Source organism: Algoriphagus sp., assembly GCF_030694375.1.
In the GTDB taxonomy this organism is placed as follows: Bacteria; Bacteroidota; Bacteroidia; order Cytophagales; family Cyclobacteriaceae; genus Algoriphagus.
In genome coordinates, this window is record NZ_JAUXYL010000026.1 from 77092 (window position 1) to 96682 (window position 19591).

The following is a 19591-nucleotide window of genomic DNA, read 5'->3' on the forward strand; positions in this document are numbered from 1 at the left end:
TGATGAATTTCATAAAGACCAGTTTGATCGAATAATTATTTCACAAGCCATTTTTGAAGAGCTCACACTCATAACAAAAGATGCAAACTTTAACCTTTACAATAAGGTGAAGCTTTTTTGGTGATTACTTTCTTTTGTTGACAAACGATCAATCACCTATAAGTTTTACAGTGAAAAGCCTTTGTTTATTCTATAAGTTTACGTCTTAATTGAATTGAATTATGAACAAATTTGGATTCGGTTTTCTAATTGCCCTGATCTTATTTGCAGGATTTTGGTTTTTCTACCAAGGCAAACAAGAGCGGGAGGAGCTGCGTGCCAGCTCTGAACTGATCCAAAAACAGGTTCAGCAAGTCGGCAAACTGATCGTCACGGAGGGTTATTATTCCAAGGTATTTACGTTCAAAAATTCCCAAAATCTCTTTCTGAATCTCCTGACCTCCAATAAAAAGGCCTTGGTGATTGTCAATGCCAAAGCTACCGTGGAATATGACCTCAGACAGCTCGAAGTGGAAATCGATGAGTCCAAGAAAACCCTCATTCTGAAAAAAATCCCCGAACCTGTTCTTAACATCTATCCTGACATCGAGTACTACGATGTGACGCAGGATTATTTTAATTCCTTCGAGGCTAAGGATTACAACAAAATCAAAAACTCCGTTACGGCCCAAATCAGAACCCAAATTGAAAAATCAGATCTGATGGAAAACTCACGGGAAAGGCTGATGGTGGAATTGACCAACCTCTTTGTCCTGACCAAATCCATGGGATGGACACTGATGTATGAGGAAAAAATCATCGAAAACCAGGAGCAGCTGGAGTTGATAAAAAGGTAGACCGATGTGGGGGATTTCTTCAACATTCGAAATTCATCATTCGATATTCGAAATTTAAAGATGGAAGACCGGAGACGGAAGAGGTAGACCGATACTTAGACTAGGCTCATTACAGGTGTAGGGTAATCGATGACCGATGTTGGGGGATTTCTTCAACATTCGATATTCATCATTCGATATTCGAAATTTAAATTTGGAAGACCAGAGACGGAAGATCATTTCGACATTTGATAAGAAAGGAATCTTTGGGAATTAGCGATATTAGATTTGTTAAAACCCTAGAAAAAAAAATCCCACGAAGCTTCCTCCGCGGGACAATAAATCCGAAATCAACAATCCGAAATCCGAAATTATCAGGCTCCTCTCCCGCTTGCTTGCAGCGGAATATCCGTTAAGTCCTGAACTTTGATCGATTTACCCTGTTCAATGGATTTTCGGGCCGCAATTCCGACCAGACAGGACATTGCCCCGTCTCTGCTTCCCGCTGATTGCCTCCAAGGATCGGCAGCCTTGGTGTCCAGGAATAGCTTATCCTTGAGTCTGGTATCCCCTCCTCCATGTCCTCCACCGCCCTGAGGCACCGTGATGGTGTAGCGCTCCCCAAAGTTTTTCACCAGCACAATTTCATCCTCGTTTTTTTCGTCCCAGGGTTGGCTTTCCTTGATCCAGGCTTCCATGCGGCCTTTAGTCCCGTTGAAAGCAATCCGGTAGCCTTCATAGGGTGAGTAAGTGGTCAGGGAATAGCTGACTTGCACCTTGTTTTTGTACTTGATCTGCACCGCCATCTTGTCGTAGATGTCGATTTCCTCTCGGAACACACAGCCATCCCGATGATAGCCGTCATACTTTTCATTGTCTACATAGAGCTTGGTCAGGTGCTCACTCTTGGTGATGTCCCAGTGAAAATCACACTTGGAAGCATGGGGACAGCCCCGGCAAGTTGTAGAGCGGAAGGGGCCATTTTTCCCATAAAACTCCAGCTCACCAAATGCATGAACCTCCTCAGGGTCAGAATCCAACCACCAATTGAGCAGATCAAAGTGGTGCGTCGATTTGTGTACCAAGAGCGTACCCCCAAATTCTCGCTTCCCATGCCACCTACGGAAATAATCAGCACCATGGGATGTATCCAAATACCAGTGAAAATCAACAGAGGTGATCGTACCGATCTCTCCTGCCCGAAGCAATTCATAGAGTTTTTGGCGATGCGGAGAATAGCGGTAATTGAAGGTGACGATGAGTTTATTCCCTGATTTACGCTCTGCATCGAGGATCGCTTTGATCTTCACCTCGTCGGTAGTCATCGGTTTTTCGGAGATCACATTCATCCCGGCCATCAGTCCTTTGACGATGAACTCATGATGAGTACTATCCATAGTTGTCACGATGAGCACATCGGGTTTGGTTTTTTGGAGCATTTCATCAGTATTCAGGAACAGCGGACAATCCAAACTCATATAGGTCTGTCCATATTTCAGTCGGCCCTCGTTTTTGTCCGAGAGCCCGACAAATTCCACCTGATCCTTATAGCTGCGGATCACATCTCTCCCCCACATGGCCAAGCCTCTTACTCCGGTCCCGACCATGGCAAGTTTCATTTTTTGTCCGGGGCGGTCAAACATACTCAATGCCTCAGCGACGGGATGGATAAAAAACGAGCCTGCAAGCGCAGCCCCTGACTTGGCAATAAAATCCCTCCTGGATTGATTTTCTGTTTTATTCATGGTTCTTTGGGTTGATTCGGTTTTATGATTTGGAAGTTAGGGAAAACTTAAAAACGGCACATTGAAAATTACGGAATCGATTTTTATTCAGTATTAATGGAATTAAGGAGAAAAGGAGAATTGAATTACTCTAATTTTAAACCATGAATACCAAAAGTATGGAGCGAAGTATTTCAATCAGTGGACTTTTCCGTATCAGCAGACCGGTCAACCTGCTGATGGTAGCTTTCGCTCAGTTGATGACTGCTTATTTTTTGGTGGAAACAACTCCTGTAGGGCTTCCTGTATTACAAGATTTCCGATTATATCTGCTTGTGCTTTCCACGGTTATGATCACCGCCGCCGGCTACATGATCAATGACTATTATGATGTCAAAATAGACTATGTCAATCGCCCTCATGAGGTAGTAGTAGGAAAAAGTATCAAACGCCGAATGGTTATTTTCCTCCACACCATTCTCAATTTCAGCGCCATCGGGCTTGGCTATCTGGTCTCACCAAGAATTGCGGTTGTCAATTTTATTGCTGCATTTCTTCTCTGGCTTTACAGCAACAGACTAAAAAGAGAGCCTTTTATAGGGAATTTAACCGTGGCTTTTCTCACAGGTCTTTCCATTTATTTGGTAGCTTATTTTTACCAAAAATCAGAATTACTGGTATTGACCTATGCAATCTTTGCATTTTTCCTAAACCTGATCCGTGAGATTATCAAAGATATCGAAGACCGACCCGGCGATCGGAAACATGGCTGTCGTACACTTCCCATTGTGATTGGCTTTCGCAGAACTAAACAGGTAATTTTCTTGATTGCCTTTGCGTTTGTCTGCTCCATTTTGATAGTTACCTTCAAAATCAACAACCCTGTTCTGTTTGTTTATTTCGGTGTTTTGGGGATTGTATTTATGTGGTTTATGCGAAAAATCTATCTGGCCGACCGCAAGGACCACTTCAAGCAACTTAGTATTATTTCCAAAATCCTGATGCTGGTGGGTACCCTGAGTATGGGGTTTTTGTAATCTTCATCATTCAGCGTTTAGCATTCGACATTCATTATTCATTTTAGGGAAAATAATATCGAATTTCGAACGTCGAATATCGAATGATGAAGACGGATCCCAAATGGATATTAAACTTCCGTCTTCTGTCTCCCATCTCCCCGCTTGCATTAGCAATTCCCTAACTTCTTCCCTAATTTCATGCAAAATTCTCAACAAATGCTGGAAAGCAAGGTATTGGTAATAAAAATCGGTTCGAATGTCCTCACTCAGTCCAATGGGCTACCTGACTTGGACAGAATGAAGCATTTGGTGAATCAGATCCAAGGGCTGATATCCGCTGGCAAAAAAGTCGTGCTGGTAAGTTCAGGCGCTGTGGCATTTGGACGACAGTCTATTCCACTTCCGGAAAAGCTAAATCCGGTTTTCAAAAAACAGATCTGGGCCTCCACCGGACAAATTCGCCTGATCAATCAATACCAACAGTTTTTTGGCAATCTAAATCAGCACATCGCTCAGATTCTCGTCACCAAAGAGGATTTCCGCGACAGAAAGCATTTTCTTAACATGAAAAACTGCATCGAAGCGCTGCTTCAGCAGGGGATTTTGCCCATCATCAATGAAAATGATACAGTGACCATCACCGAGCTGATGTTTACAGACAATGATGAATTGGCCAGCCTAACGGCTGCCATGATCAATGCCGACACCCTGATGCTTTTGACCAACGTGGACGGGATTTTCACGGGAAATCCTTCGGATCCTGAGTCCATTCTAGTGGAAAAAGTTGCTTTTTCCATGCCTGAAGTGTCAAATTACATTTCAGCTACCAAGTCATCCTTTGGGCGCGGAGGAATGTTGACAAAATACACCATGGCCAAAAAGTCCGCCGATTTGGGGATTCAGGTCATTATTGCCAATGGAAAACGGGATGGAGTTTTGGATGAATTCACTACAAAATCCCTCCGCTGCACCTGGTTTGAACCTCAAAAAGTGAAACATGCACCCAAAAAATGGCTGGCACATGGGGCGCAATATTACAAAGGCGAAATCACCATCAACGAGGGCGCGAAAAATTCCCTGAACTCCTCAGTAATCCGTAGTCTCCTACCTGTTGGTATTACAAAAATCGAGGGAGAATTCACCAAAGGAGATATCTTGCTCATCCGTGATGAAAATGGAATCAAAATCGGTTTGGGGCGAGCGGAATATGCATCCAAACCTGCATTGGAACGGATGGGGGAAAAAAACCAAAAACCACTGATTCATTACGATTACCTCTATCTTTTCGACCATGAATGAATTTTCCACCCTTTTTGAACAAGTCCAAAAGAGCAGCCGTCGACTGACCGGAATCAGCGATTCTTTGGTCAACTCGGTTTTGGAAGACTTGGCGACCTTTGCAGAGCGTGAGACACTTTTTCTCCTGATGGAAAACAAAAAAGACCTCGAGCGGATGGAAATTACCAATCCGATGTACGACAGACTTTTGTTGACCGAAGCCAGAATCAAAGGAATTGCGGCTGAAATCAGACAAGTGGTGGAATTGCCAAGTCCGCTTCATCATGTATTGGAAGAGAAAAAACTCGAAAATGGACTGCAGTTACGGAAAATGACAGTACCGCTCGGGGTAATTGGCATTATCTACGAAGCACGACCCAATGTAACGTTCGATGTATTTACCTTAGCCTTGAAGTCCGGCAATGGATTGGTCTTAAAAGGGGGTTCGGATGCGGACTTTTCAAACCGCGCCATTTTGAGTCTGATTCATCGAGCTTTGGAAAAGCAGGGGTTGCCCGTCTCGGCTTTCCAACTTCTACCTCCGGATCGAGCAGCTACCAAAGCGCTGCTGGAAGCGGTTGGTTTTGTGGATGTGATCATTCCTCGAGGTTCGCAGGGCCTGATCAATTTTGTGCGAGAAAATGCCAAAGTACCGGTGATTGAAACAGGCGCTGGAATTGTCCATACTTTTGTCGATGAGTCTGCTGATCTGGCAAAAGCCAAAAAGATCATTCACAATGCCAAAACCCGACGTCCGAGCGTCTGCAATTCACTGGACTGTCTGATCATCCACGAGGAGCTGTTGGACGAATTGGGTGAATTGGTACATCCACTGATGCTGGACAATGTAAAAATCTTTGCAGATGACAAGGCTTTTGCCCATCTCCAGCGGCATGAATTGATCCAAAAAGCAGATGAAAGCCACTTTGGAACTGAGTTTCTCAGTCTGAATATGTCAATCAAGACGGTGAAAAATCTTGATGAGGCATTAGACCATATCGCTGCCTATTCTTCCAAACATTCCGAAGCGATCATTTCTGAAACGCCGGAACATATCGAGCGATTTCTACTGGAAGTCGATGCGGCGGCGGTTTATGCCAATGCTTCTACAGCTTTTACCGACGGAAATCAGTTTGGTCTGGGTGCCGAAATCGGCATCAGCACCCAAAAGCTCCATGCTCGCGGACCGATGGCGCTCCGAGAACTCACTAGCTACAAATGGGTGGTGCGGGGAAATGGACAGATTAGGTAGTTTGATCTTCTTAGAGTCTACTTGTTCTGAACTCAGGACAAATTTTACTGATTTCTGTCGTCTGGCCAAGCCAAAAATTGGAAATAAAAAGACCCAAGGTGCCAAAACTCACATTTCTTATCCTTTAATTCTCCCTATTTTGCGCAAAAACAAATCAATGCAAAAGGCCCTACTTCTACTCTCCGCTGGCATTATGGCATTTTCTTCCTGTGAATCAAAAAGAGAAAACACAGAAGCGGCCTCCTCATCACAATCGGCTACTGCTACTGTAACCAATCTCAATCCTAGTGAATTTCAGCAGAAAAGCACAAACGGAATCGTCGTTGACGTCCGCACAGCTGAGGAAATCGCCGAAGGCAAAATCGCAGGAGCCTTGGAACTAGACTATTTCCTCCCAAGTTTCCAATCCCAAGTCGAGAAACTGTCAAAGGATGAGGAAATTTATATTTACTGCGCAGTCGGAGCCAGAAGCAGAGAAGCTGCCGAAATGCTGACCCAACAAGGGTTCACAAAAGTCTACCACTTAAGCGGTGGAATTCAGGCTTGGGCTAGATCAGGACTGCCGATCGTGCAGGAATAATACAGCAAATCGGCAATCCTAATTCATCTTTCTATTGTCAGATAAGTCCTGACTTTAGGCCTTTTTCACAAGCGGAGATACTGTCTTACCGATCAGCTCGATAGACTCACTGAGCTGTTCGTGACTTAATCCGGCATTATCCATCTGAAAAGTGAATCGGTCAATTCCGCCCAATGACTCGCTGTGTCGAAGAATTTTTTCTGCTACTTCCTCCGATTCGCCAACTAAATAGGCACCGCGCCGGGAATTTTGTGCTTCAAAATGACCCCGAGTCACCGGCGGCCAACCCCGTTCTTTTCCGATTCGGGTAAAGGTCTCAGCATAGCCAGGATAGTAGGTTTCAACCGCTTCTTCATGAGACTTGCCCACATAACCGAGCGAATGCAAGCCGACTTTCAGTTTCTCTTTGGGATGACCTGCCTTTTCTCCAGCCTCCCGATAGAGGTCGATCAAAGGCCGAAAACGATGGGTTTCCCCACCGATCACCGCAACCATCAGCGGAAGTCCAAGTGAACCAGCTCTCACAAATGAACCCGGAGTTCCTCCCACTCCCAACCAAATCGGAAGCCGCTTCTGAAGCGGCCTTGGGTAAATCGGCTGATTGTTCAAGGCTGGTCTGAATTTTCCTGACCAATTGACGATTTCATTTTCGTTGATTTGAAGGAGCAAACCCAGTTTCTCGGCAAAAAGCTTGTCGTAGTCTTCCAATCGAAGGCCGAAAAGCGGGAATGCCTCGGTAAAAGAGCCTCTTCCCACCACCAACTCCGCCCGACCTTTTGACACCAAATCCAGCGTAGCGAATTCCTGAAAAATCCGAACGGGATCGGCAGCGCTCAAGACGGTAACGGCACTCGTCAGCTTAATTCTGCTGGTCTGCGCTGCGGCAGCTGCAAGAATAATGGCAGTCGCCGAATCCAGAAACTCTTTGCGATGATGCTCTCCGATGCCGAAGACATCCAAACCTACTTCATCTGCCAGTTTAATTCTAGCAAGCAATGCGGTGATTGCTTCCTGCGCAGTTCCTTGGATCGTCCCTTTTCCATCTGTGGGAAAAGCGGCAAAGCTGTCTATTCCAATTTCCATGGAGTAATTCCTTTCTTTTTGATTACCCTGTAAACTCCATGTGCCGGCAAAAAATTCAAAACAAATTGCCGGCTCATTCAATTTGAGTACCGTATGGTTTGATGTCCTTTCTATTTAGAATTTTTAGGGAGATCTGCATGAATGCGAAATCAGTTTATTTTCAGATTCCGATCTGTGAGGACACAGACCGGGGCAACAGTAAAATAATCCTCCTACTTTTAACCTATGGACAAAGAAATTCTGGTCGACCTGGTGACCAAAACCATGCCTTTTGGCAAATACAAAGGACGGTTGCTTTGTGATATCCCTGAAGAATACCTCGTTTGGCTCCATCGAAAAGGCTTTCCCGAAGGGAAGCTAGGCATGTGGCTAAGCACACTTTATGAAATCCGTCTCAACGGGCTCGAAGGGATTTTGGCTGAGTTGAAAAGGCGATATGGGAAAGCCTAAACTTAAAATCCTGCCTACTCCACCCGCTGCGTCTCATACTTTTCACTTACCCCGTTTTCATTGATCGCCTCGATGGTGAAATAGTAAGGCTTGGTGCGGTCCATGGTTTTCAGCCAATATTCGTTGTTGCCCATGACCATGATGGTGTTGTAAAGCTTATCGGGTGCTGTTCCGTATGAAATATGATAAGCATAGGCATCGGGCATCGGAGACCACTTGATAAAAGCACTTCGCTTGTCTTTCTCCGTACGGAAAACCATAAACTGCTTGACTTTTTCTGGTTTTGAACCGCCTCCATTTCCGAAAACACGGAATCCACTGATAGCAAATTTGCCTGTAGGCATGTGAATGTTTTCCAGCTTGAGGTAGCGGGTCTTGACCGGATTTTTCAATTCCACATACTCATGGGGAACGTCCCTTAGATTTTTACTTTTGTCCACCAATACCTGCCACTTTTTCCCATCCAAGGAATGATAAAGGATGTATTGATGGTACTGATCCGTTCTTTTTCCCAATCTGTCATCGGCAACATCCTGATCGGCATAGTTGATTTGCACCGCATTGACCGTGCTGACTTGTCCCAAATCCGTCTGAATCCATTCGCCCTTATCACCCGAAGCCGCACTCCAGTAGGTTTTCAGATCCTCATCATTTGCTTTGTTGGCGGAAAATCCACCCAAGGCCGATGACACAGCCATGGGTTTATCATAATTCAGCAGCATCCAACCCGTGAATTGCCCGGCTTTTTCCGTATCGGGAAGGAAATGCGGATAATCCCCAAAAGCCAGATTGCTCCACATCACATCGTCCTTATCAAAACCCGCAGGCCAGATTCCAAGCCTACGCTCAAAGGTGTTTTTCACCGAGATCATGATCGTACTGATGTGCCAGTATTTTCCCTGATTGTCTTTGAAGGTACTGCCATGGCCCGCACCGCGTGCAAAGCCTCCCAACTTCATGCTGAGCGGATCAGACTGCGGAGTAAAAGGCCCCAAAGGTGTCGGACCCACGACTACTCCATCTGAATAGCCGCTGAATTCGGTCCCCGGTGCGCCATATTGCAGGTAGTATTTCCCATTGTGCTTGGTCACATGGGCCCCTTCCATGAAAGGATCCAAGAAGGTATTGTCCATGTGCTCGCCAAAGCGCTGCCAGCCGTATTTGTCGGGTTCGAGCAGGTACATTTCCTTTCGTGTTCCGATTGGAGCCAAGGTCTTGCGGTCAAGTTCGACTCCATACAGCGGGTAACGGTTGGAGCTACCATTGTACATGTATAGCCGGCCATCATCATCGGTGAAAAAATCCGGATCCCAGCCTCCGATTTCAAACTTTTCAACCAGGGGTTTCCATTCGTTTGCTTTGGGGTTGGTGCTCATCCAAATGGTGAAATCCTTCTCATAAGTCGAACCCATCACTAACACTGTATCGCCGACAATCCCAACTGCCGGAGCGCAAAGTTCATCGTAAACCTTATTCCATGGTCGAAGAAAAAGTCTGGAATGAAACTCCCAATTGTACATGTCTTCACTGGTCCAATAGCCCCATTGATTAGTGGAAAAAAGGATATAAGTACCCTTAAAATTCACAATCACCGGATCGGCAGTGGCTCGATGTCTTCCCCATTCTGAAAAGTTGGGAATGGGCGTATACCCATAGTCCAGATTGATGGGATTGCAGTAAGTCTGCTGCTGGGAGAAAGCCGGCGAAGCGAATAAAAAAGCCCATAAAATGAGCAGGTATTTTGGGTGCATGGCTGTGTTATTTAGAAAGAAAAACTGTCTTCCCGCTTGCGGCGCTTTCTTTGGCTGCCTGAAGGATTTCCATCACAATCATATTGTTTTCCAAACTGTAGGGATCATAAGGGGAAAGTTTGAGCTTGCCTCTGACGACGGCTTGCAGGACCGAAAAAGGATCGTCAAAAGGTGCTTTTCGGGAATCCAATTCAAATTTTTCCTCCCTAAATCCATCGTATCCCTGAGCCATTCTAATCCGGAGTGATTTGGCGTTGTCAGCGAAAATTGCTCCGGTAAGACCGTGGATTTCCATGTCCTTCCGACCGATTGGCCAGTTCCACGATGCTTCGATGATCGTCTGCGAATTGGGATAGGTGACAATAATCGTTGCCTCGTCATCTACCTTGGGGTTGTCGGCGGGGTTGAGTTGCTGGGTAATCGCGGTAACCGAAATCGGGCGCTGTCCCTGAAGCAACCAAGTGCTCAAGTTGGCCCCGTAGCATCCAAAATCCATCAGCGCCCCAGCTCCATTCAGGTGTGGATCAGTCAGCCATTCGAGAAACTCGGGTCCGACACCGATTTTCTTTGGACCACGATGCCCATCCCGAACCACAATTTTACGCGCATCGCCGATTTGCCCGGCAAGGAAAAGCTCATGCGCTTTTTCGTTGGTCGCATACCAGGAAGTCTCGTAGTTGGTGATCAGGTGGATGTTGTGCTGTTCCGCAAGAGCTTTCATTTCCAAAGCATGCTCCAAACTGACGGCTAAGGGCTTTTCCACCATGACATGAATCCCTTTCGGCGCACAGTGCTGCACGATTTCCAGGTGAGCGAATGTAGTCCCAAAACCTGTCACCGCTTCCGGCTTGGTTTTTTCCAGCATTTCTTCCAACGTATCGAAAACCAAATCCATCGGAAGGCCGTGCTGCTTCATGTAGCGCTCAGCCAATTCCCGATTGGGCTCGGCGATTCCCACGATTTCAATATCGGATCGCTTGTTTGCAGTGAAAACCCAACCCACATGCCCGTGATTCAAGCCCGCCACACCGATTTTCAGCGGTTGGTCTTGCGCTTCTGTTTGGTAGATGGTTAAGAAAAAGAACAGGAGGAGAAATAGGGGCTTCATAATGTGAAATTTAGCTAAAATTGAGGATTGTGTTTAGGACTTTTTGATGAGCAGAAAACCGGGGAATTGTGAGGTTATTTTGACTTTAATAATTCAAAAACCTGCATACTTACCAAGTAAATATTTTTATCACTAACTATGCCCTAATTACCCTAGAGTAATAGATCCTTCGGTCTCCGGTCTTCCTTCCTATTAACCAAAGTAAATTAGCTCACCGGTATGATTAAGAAAAACACCTTACACCCCTCCCCTTTTCCCCAATTCTACCACCCGAAGGTTTTGAATTTTTCCAGCCTCCAATTCAAAAAGCAACATCGTCCGCATGATATGAAATCCATGCCTTCCCATCGCACCGGGATTCATGTACAGGCAGTTGACAGTAGAATCAAACTCCACCTTGCAGATGTGCGAATGCCCACAAATAAATAACTGCGCCGCCGACTCCTTGATTCTTTTTTTCACTCCAGTTGCATAGCGTGGAGGTTTTCCTCCGATATGAGTCATGAGCACTTTCACACCTGCCAATTCAAACTCCTGCCATTCGGGGTAGGTTTCTTGAATCGACTGATCGTCAATATTTCCAAAAACTGCACGAACAGACTTTCCTTTTGGCAAAGCTGCCATCACTTCCAAGCTACCAATGTCTCCCGCATGCCAAATCTCATCCACATCCTGTAGATATGTTAAAGTTTTGTGATCAATGTAACTGTGTGAGTCTGAAATCAAAGCGATCTTTGTACACATTTTGAAACGAAATGGAGTAAATTTTCTGTTCAATATGGCAGACCTTATTCACTAATTCAACAAATACCTATGCAAACCAAATTAGTATTTCTATTCGCCTTCTTGATTTTGGGAATTACAGCACAAGCCCAAACTGTTGAAAAGGATTCGATCAATGTCATTTCAATTGCGGAGTTCGAGAAAATGTCTTCCAAGAAGAAGAATAAAGTAATTGACGTTAGAACTCCCGAAGAAGTGGCAGAAGGACATTTACCCGGGTCATTTAACATTAATTTCCTTGGAGAAACCTTCAATCAGGAAATCGAAGCGCTCAACAAAAACAAAACCTATCTACTTTATTGTCGCTCTGGAGCGAGAACTCGAAAAGCTGCTGATCAGATGCGAAAAGCCGGCTTTAAAAAAGTCTACATGCTGGAAGGCGGAATCACCGCATGGAATGAAGCCGGAAAAACAATAGAAAAATGAAGTTGATTCAATCCATTAATCCATGGACCGGAGAGGTGACTAAGGAATTTAAATCCTTAACATCCCAAGAAATGGATTTTAAAATTGATTTGGCTTCAAAATCTTTCGAGAACTGGAAGAGTACGTCCATTTTGGAACGCGCAAAGCTGATGAAAAGAGCAGGGGAAATTCTGCGAAAAAACAAAGAAGAATACGCCCGTATTATCACTTTGGAAATGGGCAAAATCCTTCGGGAGTCTAGGTCAGAAATCGAAAAATGCGCCTTGGCTTGTGATTACTACGCCGATAATGCGGAGGAATTCCTTTCAGCTGAAAAAATCAACCTTCCTGATGGAAAGAAGGCCAAAATCATGCATCAACCCTTGGGAACAATCCTGGCAGTGATGCCGTGGAATTTCCCGTTTTGGCAAGTTTTCCGTTTTGCTGCGCCGACCTTGATGGCTGGAAATGTGGGAATCCTCAAGCATGCTTCCAATGTGCCGCAATGTGCCATAGCGATCGAGTCTGTTTTTCGCGAAGCGAGCTTCCCAAAAGGTGTTTTCCAAAGCCTATTGATTGATTCCAAAGCCACTTTGACACTTCTGGAAGATGATCGCATCAAGGCAGTATCCCTCACCGGAAGCGAAAAAGCCGGGGCTGCAGTTGCCTCCACTGCCGGAAAAAATATAAAAAAATCACTATTGGAACTTGGAGGCAGCGATCCTTTTATAGTGTTGGCAGATGCTGATATTCCAAAAGCTGCCGAAATTGCAGTCCAAGCTCGGATGGTTAATTTTGGGCAAAGTTGCATTTCCGCCAAGCGATTTATCATTGAAGAGTCGGCTTATGATGAATTTTTGAAATTATTTCAGGAAAGATTGAGCATTTTGAAAGTGGGAAACCCCATGGACGAATCCTCAGATTTTGCCTGCATGGCAAGACCCGATCTGGCTTCTGAGTTGTATGAACAAGTACAGCAATCCGTGGAAAAAGGCGCAAAAATCCTTTTTGGAGGCCAAAAACCCAAAGCAGGAAGTGCCGAATTTAGCCCGACGATACTCGCAGACATTCCAGCAAATTCTCCGGCATATTCCGAGGAGCTTTTTGGGCCTGTTGCAAGCTTCTTTAAAGTCAAAAACACCACTGAGGCGATCAGAATAGCTAATGACACAGCGTTTGGGCTTGGGGCATCCATCTGGACAAGCGACCTGAAAAGAGGTGAACAACTTGCTTCCGAAATTGAAAGTGGAGCCGTTTTTCTCAATTCAATGGTGGCATCCCAACCTGCGCTTCCTTTTGGAGGAATTAAGAAATCAGGATTTGGACGGGAACTGGGGCGTCAGGGGATTTTGGAGTTCGTCAATTCCAAAACCGTTTATCTGGGTTAGAAACCTTATGGGATAAAGGTATGGACAACCTTTGCTTTTGCCCGATTCCTTTCTATTTTTACGAGCCAAAATTTTATCATTACAGATGAGAGAAATACAATTTCGGGAAGCTTTGAGAGAAGCGATGTCCGAGGAAATGAGACGGGACAAAACCGTTTTTTTGATGGGTGAGGAAGTAGCCGAGTACAACGGGGCCTACAAAGTATCTCAAGGAATGCTGGATGAATTCGGTCCCGAGCGGGTCGTGGATACTCCAATTGCTGAATTGGGATTTGCAGGACTGGGTGTAGGTGCTGCGATGAACGGACTGAAACCGATCATTGAATTCATGACCTTCAATTTCTCTCTGGTAGCGATCGATCAGATCATCAACTCTGCTGCCAAAATGTACGCGATGTCAGGAGGAGCTTACTCCGTTCCGATTGTCTTCAGGGGACCAACCGGAAATGCAGGACAATTAGGAGCTACACACTCTTCCAACTTCGAAAATTGGTTTGCCAATACCCCTGGCTTGAAAGTAATCGTCCCTTCTAATCCATATGATGCCAAAGGACTGATGAAAGCAGCTATCCGTGATCCGGATCCAGTCATTTTCATGGAATCTGAGGTCATGTATTCTGACAAGGGAGAAGTGCCTGAGGGCGAATATCTGCTTCCGATCGGGGTGGCTGACATCAAACGCAAAGGAAAAGATGTAACCTTGATTTCCTTTGGAAAAATGATGAAAGTAGCCTTGGAAGCTGCTGAAGAAATGGCAAAAGAAGGAGTAGAATGTGAAGTCATTGATCTGAGAACAGTGCGACCAATCGATTATGCAACTTGCCTTGAGTCTGTAAAAAAGACCAATCGGGTAGTAATCGTCGAAGAAGCTAATCCGCTTGCGGCAATTTCATCAGAACTGACTTATCATTTTCAGCGCTATGCTTTTGATTACCTTGACGCTCCGGTGATCCGGGTAAATTCAATGGACATTCCTTTGAGCTATAGCCCAAGCTATATTGAGGCGACGCTTCCAAATGTGAAGCGTACCATTGATGCAATTAAAAAAGTAACCTATAAGTCTTAATACACCCTTAAAAACAAAAAAAGCCCGATTCAATTTTGAGTCGGGTTTTTTTTATTCCACCTAATTCTATCTAATGGAGATTAGAATTAGAAGTTTTAAGTTGGTTTATTCTTCATAATAAAAAAGCCCGAACCTATGAGTCCGGGTTTTCTGTTACCCAATCTATCTAATAAAGTCTTTGTTCTTATTTCTAATCCAAGCTTGCTGAATGATTAAAAAACCCTGATTTTATAAATAAGGGTTTTTTAATCATTTATCTGTTTCGCACAGGGGCTGCAGCACCCTGTTCTTGTCCGCCATCTCCTCCGCCATCTTTCAAGTCATCATTGTTGATTGATCTTCTTCTTTTAGGACGCTGATCCATGGAAAGTTTCCCTATTCTGTAGCTGAAGTTCACTTTGAAATTCATGTTTCTGGTGGCGTTTAAGCTGTTTTGAATGATTGTTGGGGTCACAATTTCATTTCTTACGACAAATTCTTTCGCCAGGAAGTTTTCAACTCCAAATCCAATGCTTCCTTTTTTCTCAGCAAACTGCTTGTTCATGCTCAACCCATAAACTGCAAATCCACCTGAAGTTCCCTGAAGCTGTACCTGTCGGCCTCTTGCGAAAGAGAACAATTGTACTTGCCAGCTCTTAGGCAGGGTGTAGTTACCGAAGATTCGTCCACTGACCACAAAACCTTCATTACTTGCGGCAAACTGTGGATCTGTAAGTCCATTATCCAACATGGCATAGTACATGTCAAACCCACCATTTAAGGAGAATTTATTGTTGATATTCACATTGGCGAAAATGTTCGCTCCTACAGTTTGTTCCTGACCGATGTTATCATAGGTGGTAGATATTATTCCACCTTCCTGCACATTTCTTATAGCCTGTATGGATCCGGTTGTATTTCGGTAGAAGGTGGTGAAATTCAGCGTCGTACCCTTTATGAATGTGCTGTATCCCAACTCATAGTTGTCCGTGAATTCCGGATCAAGTTCAGGATTACCCTGCGAAATTTGCAGTGGATTGGATGCCTCAATGTTAGGATTCAAAAATCTCAAGGAAGGTCTCTGAATTCTTCTGTTGTATGCGGCTTTGATCATGTTTCCATTTTTCAATCTTCGGGAAGCATTTAAGCTCGGTACCCATGTTCCATAAGCTGGAATATCTGCCTGAAATTCAGTTCTGAAGTCGGCATTTATCGTGGTGTATTCATATCTGACGCCTGGCTTCAATGTGTAATTCTCCAAGAAAGCGAAGGTATAAGACACATAACCCGCTGTTACATTTTGATCGTAACTGAAGTCGTTGTTTCTGGAAGGGTTCGGATCCACTACAAATTCTCCTGTAGCACCTTCTGCTTCGAAATAGGCAAAATCCGAATACGCCTTTCTCAGGATATTTTTTGCTCCGTATTCCAGAATTTGATTTCCTTTTTCATCCAAAGGAGTGACATAATCCAACTGAACAGTAAACTCTTCGTTTCTGCTTGGGTTATCGTTTTTCAACCTGGAATCGATCGTGCTGAAATCTTCTGTGAATAGGGTGTTGATGAAAGAATTTTCACGGTTGTTTCTGCTGTAAAGCGTCAACAAACTCAGTTCTCTTCCTTTTTTCTCAAATGATCTGGTGTAGTTTAGACTCACGTCCACCGAATTGCTCAGGTCCTTTGTATCGGTACTTCTCAGTCGATTGCTCATCAGAACATTGTTTCTGAAATTTTCTGTCAAGAAGTTGGTTTGCTCATTATTTGAATTTCTCAATCCAAAATTGATTGCACCGGTGATGAAATTATACTGATTGATATCGTAGTCAACTCCAAAATTATATCTTCCGAAAATATCTCTCCTTTCCGTATCCGCAGACTGAATGACTCTGGAGATGGTGTTATCCGGATTGGTGATGATTTGCTCGTTTTCAAATCTTCCCAGCAAGTTATAGCCTGCACGTCCAAAACCACCCAGGCTAAAACCCAATTTCCCTTTTCTTGCGCTACCCTGAAGACCAAGGTTAGAACCCCTCAAGCCAAATCCGGAGTTAACATTCAAGGTTACTCCCTGAAGGTTGTTCTTTTTAGTGATGATATTGATAACTCCTGAAGTACCCTCTGCATCAAATCTTGCGGATGGAGAAGTGATCACTTCTACTGCTTTAATTTCGTCAGCAGGAATTTGTCTCAAGGCATCTGCGATGGATGAAGCTGCGATGGCGGAAGGTCTATTGTCAATCAACACCAGAATATTGGAACTTCCTCTCATGGACACGTTTCCGTCCAGATCGACAGAAAGCATGGGTACTCTTCTCAACACGTCCGTGGCATCACCACCTGCGGTGGTTTTGTCATTTTCAGCTTTGTAAATTGTTCTGTCTACTCGCTCTTCGATCAAATCACGCTGACCCTGTACAGTTACTTCCTGCAAGGCTAGGCCTTCGTCCGTCATACCGATTTCGCCGAGGTTGATATCAGTATCGGCAGAATTTATATTGATGGTGCGCTTCACGGTCTCATATCCCAAGAAACTAACTTGAAGTTCATAGGTACCCACAGAAAAACCTGTGATGAAGAAAACTCCTTCTCCGTCAGCCACAGCTCCGGAAGTACTGAGGTCAGTGCCAGATTTGTAAAGCGCTGCAGTAGCATAACCAATTGACTCACCTGTCTTGAGATTTTTTGCTACACCAATGATTCGTGCAGGCTCTTTTCTTTCTCCAGCCTGCTGTGCAAAAGAAACAGAGGTTCCGAAAAATGTAATTGCGATAATTAAATTGAGTAATTTCTTCATAGTGTTGTTTTCCAAAAGGGACTTCTGCCTATTGATACCCCAAAGTTGAGGGCAATGTTTTGTCCTAAAAAATGTAATAGACCAGCAGGAACTCTTCATCGACAAATACCAGCAATTCCAAGACGAACTTCGATAAATTCACGATTTAAGGCTTTATCCGCTCAATAGGGCTTTCCATGGGTCAAATCGCAGTTTTGGTAGATTGTGTTTGAGGGATAGAAGTAATTTGTTTTAGTTTGGATACTGAAAATCAACCATATGCTATCATTCACCCCTAAAAAAAGGCTCTCGGTTTTAGTACACATCCTCGGCTGGTTAATGCTGTGTATTGTATTATTATTGCTCTCTCCGCTCTCCTGGCGGATGGGAGAAATCCAATTGCCTATCCAATTCTGGTGGAAACAGGTGTTTCTTGTTGTCCTGCTGATATCAGTTTTCTATACCAACGCATCCTTTACAGTACCCAAAATCCTCCTTCAGGGAAAAAACTACCTCTTCCTCTTGATCGTGATTCTAGGCGGCGTGTTTTTTTATGGACTGATTATCTACTTTGAACAGTTTACGCTTTACTCTGAGAAAATGCACGTTGTATTCAGTCCTGACAAGCCCTTCGATCCGAACAGAAAACGATGGCTCCCTGGGGATGTATTCCAGATGTCGCTTTATCTGGTCTCTATCGGATTGAGTACTTCCTTGGCTTTGGTACAGAAGTGGCAAAAAGATGAAACACTCAGAAGAGAACTCGACAGGCAGCGGATCAATACCGAGCTTTCCTACCTCAAGGCTCAAATTAATCCTCACTTCTTCTTCAATACACTTAATAATATCTATGCACTCACCAATCTGGATGTGAAAAAGGCGCAGGAAGCCCTCCTGAAGCTTTCCAGAATGATGCGCTACGTTCTCTATGAAAATCAGAAGAATGAAACCCTTCTGAGCAAAGAGGTAAAGTTTATTGAAGATTACATCGAGTTGATGAAAATGAGGATGACTGAAAAAGTCAAGCTTAAAGTCGAAATCGAAATTCCCAAACATGATTTGATCATTGCACCGATGTTAATTTTGCCATTTCTGGAAAATTGCTTCAAGCACGGAGTCAGTTCACAGCATGAAAGTGAAATTCTGATCAAACTGGAAGTAATGGGAGATACTGTGTTTTTCGAAACCAGAAACCACATTTTCCCTGTAAATCCGGATAGTCCGGAAGCCCATGAAAACGGAATCGGACTGGCAAATACCCAACGACGTCTAAGCCTGATCTATCCGGATAAACACCGGTTGAAGTTTGGAAAAGATGATTCCAAAATGGAGTATTGGGTAAACCTGACAATCAATCTCGCATGACTATAAAATGTGTCGCCATAGACGATGAACCCTTGGCTCTGGAGTTATTGAGCAAATTCATTGGCCAAACAGCCTTCTTGCAGCTGGAAGGAAAGTTTTCCAACGCTATTGAAGCGTTGGGCTTTATCAATCAAAATGAGGTTCAACTCATTTTCATGGATATCCAAATGCCGGATCTCTCGGGAATGGAGCTTGCCCGAATCCTTGATGGAAAAAAGAACTCTGAAAAAACCCGCATTATTTTCTGCACTGCCTACAATCAGTTTGCCATCGAAGGCTATAAAGTAGAAGCGCTGGACTACCTGCTCAAACCTTACAGCTACGAGGAATTTCTGGCAGCGGCTACCAAAGCTTACCAGTATTTTGATCGGATTCAGCAGGCTCCTGTGGCTAAAATTGCCGAGCCCGTTGCCCAGCAGGATTTCATTTTTTTGAAAGTTGAATACCAACTCGTCAAAGTGATGCTCAAAGATATCACCCATGTAGAAGCCTACAAGGATTATGTCAAAGTGCACCTGAAGTCCAAGCCCAACCCGCTACTTTCATTGACCAGTATGAAAAATATGGAGGAATTACTTCCTTCGGAAAAGTTTATGCGTGTACACCGTTCTTTTATTGTGGCCTTGGATCACATTGACTCAGTATCCAAGAATGTCATCCAAACCGGAGATCATCAAATCGCAGTAGGGGACAATTACAAAGACCAATTCCTTGAGTTTCTGAGTAAGTGGATGAGTTGAGTCAGTGATCAGTTGGCAGTCTCAGTTTTCAG

At 44.3% G+C, this 19591-nt stretch carries 17 protein-coding genes; 11 read left to right on the top strand and 6 right to left on the bottom strand.

What is annotated here, in order from left to right; genetic code table 11:
• Positions 1 to 221: 221 nt before the first annotated feature.
• Positions 222 to 836: a DUF4230 domain-containing protein gene (locus Q8M62_RS09785; protein ID WP_304902018.1), complete on the top strand. Its 615-nt coding sequence runs from the start codon at positions 222 to 224 to the stop codon at positions 834 to 836.
• A gap of 353 nt (positions 837 to 1189) precedes the next feature.
• Here the strand turns inward: Q8M62_RS09785 and Q8M62_RS09790 are convergent, their stop codons facing one another.
• Positions 1190 to 2560: a Gfo/Idh/MocA family protein gene (locus tag Q8M62_RS09790; RefSeq protein ID WP_304902019.1), complete on the bottom strand. Its 1371-nt coding sequence runs from the start codon at positions 2558 to 2560 to the stop codon at positions 1190 to 1192.
• 143 nt (positions 2561 to 2703) lie between these two features.
• Between Q8M62_RS09790 and Q8M62_RS09795 the strand changes: the two genes are divergently transcribed.
• From Q8M62_RS09795 to Q8M62_RS09810, 4 genes are all read left to right on the top strand, one after another.
• A complete protein-coding gene (locus tag Q8M62_RS09795; RefSeq protein ID WP_304902020.1) occupies positions 2704 to 3576 on the top strand; it encodes a geranylgeranylglycerol-phosphate geranylgeranyltransferase in 873 nt (290 codons plus the stop codon).
• Positions 3577 to 3756: 180 nt separating this feature from the next.
• Positions 3757 to 4857, top strand: coding sequence for a glutamate 5-kinase (gene proB, locus Q8M62_RS09800; protein ID WP_304902021.1), 1101 nt, complete (start codon positions 3757 to 3759; stop codon positions 4855 to 4857).
• A complete protein-coding gene (locus Q8M62_RS09805; RefSeq protein ID WP_304902022.1) occupies positions 4850 to 6088 on the top strand; it encodes a glutamate-5-semialdehyde dehydrogenase in 1239 nt (412 codons plus the stop codon). The genes proB and Q8M62_RS09805 overlap by 8 nt, the downstream gene beginning before the upstream one ends.
• Positions 6089 to 6245: 157 nt before the next feature.
• Positions 6246 to 6668: a rhodanese-like domain-containing protein gene (locus tag Q8M62_RS09810; protein WP_304902023.1), complete on the top strand. Its 423-nt coding sequence runs from the start codon at positions 6246 to 6248 to the stop codon at positions 6666 to 6668.
• Between the two features lie 54 nt (positions 6669 to 6722).
• Here Q8M62_RS09810 and Q8M62_RS09815 read toward each other — a convergent pair whose 3' ends face one another.
• Complete coding sequence (locus Q8M62_RS09815) at positions 6723 to 7751, bottom strand: LLM class flavin-dependent oxidoreductase (protein WP_304902118.1); 1029 nt, start codon at positions 7749 to 7751, stop codon at positions 6723 to 6725.
• 225 nt (positions 7752 to 7976) lie between these two features.
• Here Q8M62_RS09815 and Q8M62_RS09820 point away from each other — a divergent pair, with 225 nt between their 5' ends.
• Positions 7977 to 8201: a DUF3820 family protein gene (locus Q8M62_RS09820; RefSeq protein ID WP_304902024.1), complete on the top strand. Its 225-nt coding sequence runs from the start codon at positions 7977 to 7979 to the stop codon at positions 8199 to 8201.
• Between the two features lie 14 nt (positions 8202 to 8215).
• Here the strand turns inward: Q8M62_RS09820 and Q8M62_RS09825 are convergent, their stop codons facing one another.
• The 3 genes from Q8M62_RS09825 to Q8M62_RS09835 form a co-directional block, all read right to left on the bottom strand.
• Entirely contained in the window at positions 8216 to 9952 is a 1737-nt protein-coding gene (locus tag Q8M62_RS09825) for a family 43 glycosylhydrolase (protein ID WP_304902025.1), read from the bottom strand.
• A 7-nt stretch (positions 9953 to 9959) separates the two neighbouring features.
• Positions 9960 to 11060, bottom strand: a complete 1101-nt coding sequence (locus tag Q8M62_RS09830) for a Gfo/Idh/MocA family protein (protein ID WP_304902026.1) — start codon at positions 11058 to 11060, stop codon at positions 9960 to 9962.
• Positions 11061 to 11297: 237 nt separating this feature from the next.
• Positions 11298 to 11804, bottom strand: a complete 507-nt coding sequence (locus tag Q8M62_RS09835) for a metallophosphoesterase (RefSeq protein WP_304902027.1) — start codon at positions 11802 to 11804, stop codon at positions 11298 to 11300.
• 69 nt (positions 11805 to 11873) lie between these two features.
• Here Q8M62_RS09835 and Q8M62_RS09840 point away from each other — a divergent pair, with 69 nt between their 5' ends.
• From Q8M62_RS09840 to Q8M62_RS09850, 3 genes are all read left to right on the top strand, one after another.
• Positions 11874 to 12269: a rhodanese-like domain-containing protein gene (locus Q8M62_RS09840; protein ID WP_304902028.1), complete on the top strand. Its 396-nt coding sequence runs from the start codon at positions 11874 to 11876 to the stop codon at positions 12267 to 12269.
• Positions 12266 to 13636 carry an NAD-dependent succinate-semialdehyde dehydrogenase gene (locus Q8M62_RS09845; RefSeq protein WP_304902029.1) on the top strand — a complete coding sequence of 457 codons (1371 nt, stop codon included), beginning with the start codon at positions 12266 to 12268 and terminating at the stop codon, positions 13634 to 13636. Before Q8M62_RS09840 ends, Q8M62_RS09845 begins: the two co-directional genes overlap by 4 nt.
• An 85-nt stretch (positions 13637 to 13721) precedes the next feature.
• Positions 13722 to 14702 carry a pyruvate dehydrogenase complex E1 component subunit beta gene (locus tag Q8M62_RS09850; protein ID WP_092733631.1) on the top strand — a complete coding sequence of 327 codons (981 nt, stop codon included), beginning with the start codon at positions 13722 to 13724 and terminating at the stop codon, positions 14700 to 14702.
• A gap of 253 nt (positions 14703 to 14955) precedes the next feature.
• Here Q8M62_RS09850 and Q8M62_RS09855 read toward each other — a convergent pair whose 3' ends face one another.
• Complete coding sequence (locus Q8M62_RS09855) at positions 14956 to 17475, bottom strand: outer membrane beta-barrel family protein (protein ID WP_304902030.1); 2520 nt, start codon at positions 17473 to 17475, stop codon at positions 14956 to 14958.
• Between the two features lie 258 nt (positions 17476 to 17733).
• On the opposite strand from Q8M62_RS09855, the gene Q8M62_RS09860 reads away from it, so the two are divergent.
• The gene (locus tag Q8M62_RS09860) at positions 17734 to 18819 is read left to right on the top strand and encodes a sensor histidine kinase (protein WP_304902031.1); all 1086 of its coding nucleotides are present in this window, start codon (positions 17734 to 17736) and stop codon (positions 18817 to 18819) included.
• Positions 18816 to 19559 carry a LytTR family DNA-binding domain-containing protein gene (locus tag Q8M62_RS09865; RefSeq protein ID WP_304902032.1) on the top strand — a complete coding sequence of 248 codons (744 nt, stop codon included), beginning with the start codon at positions 18816 to 18818 and terminating at the stop codon, positions 19557 to 19559. Before Q8M62_RS09860 ends, Q8M62_RS09865 begins: the two co-directional genes overlap by 4 nt.
• Positions 19560 to 19591 lie beyond the last annotated feature (32 nt).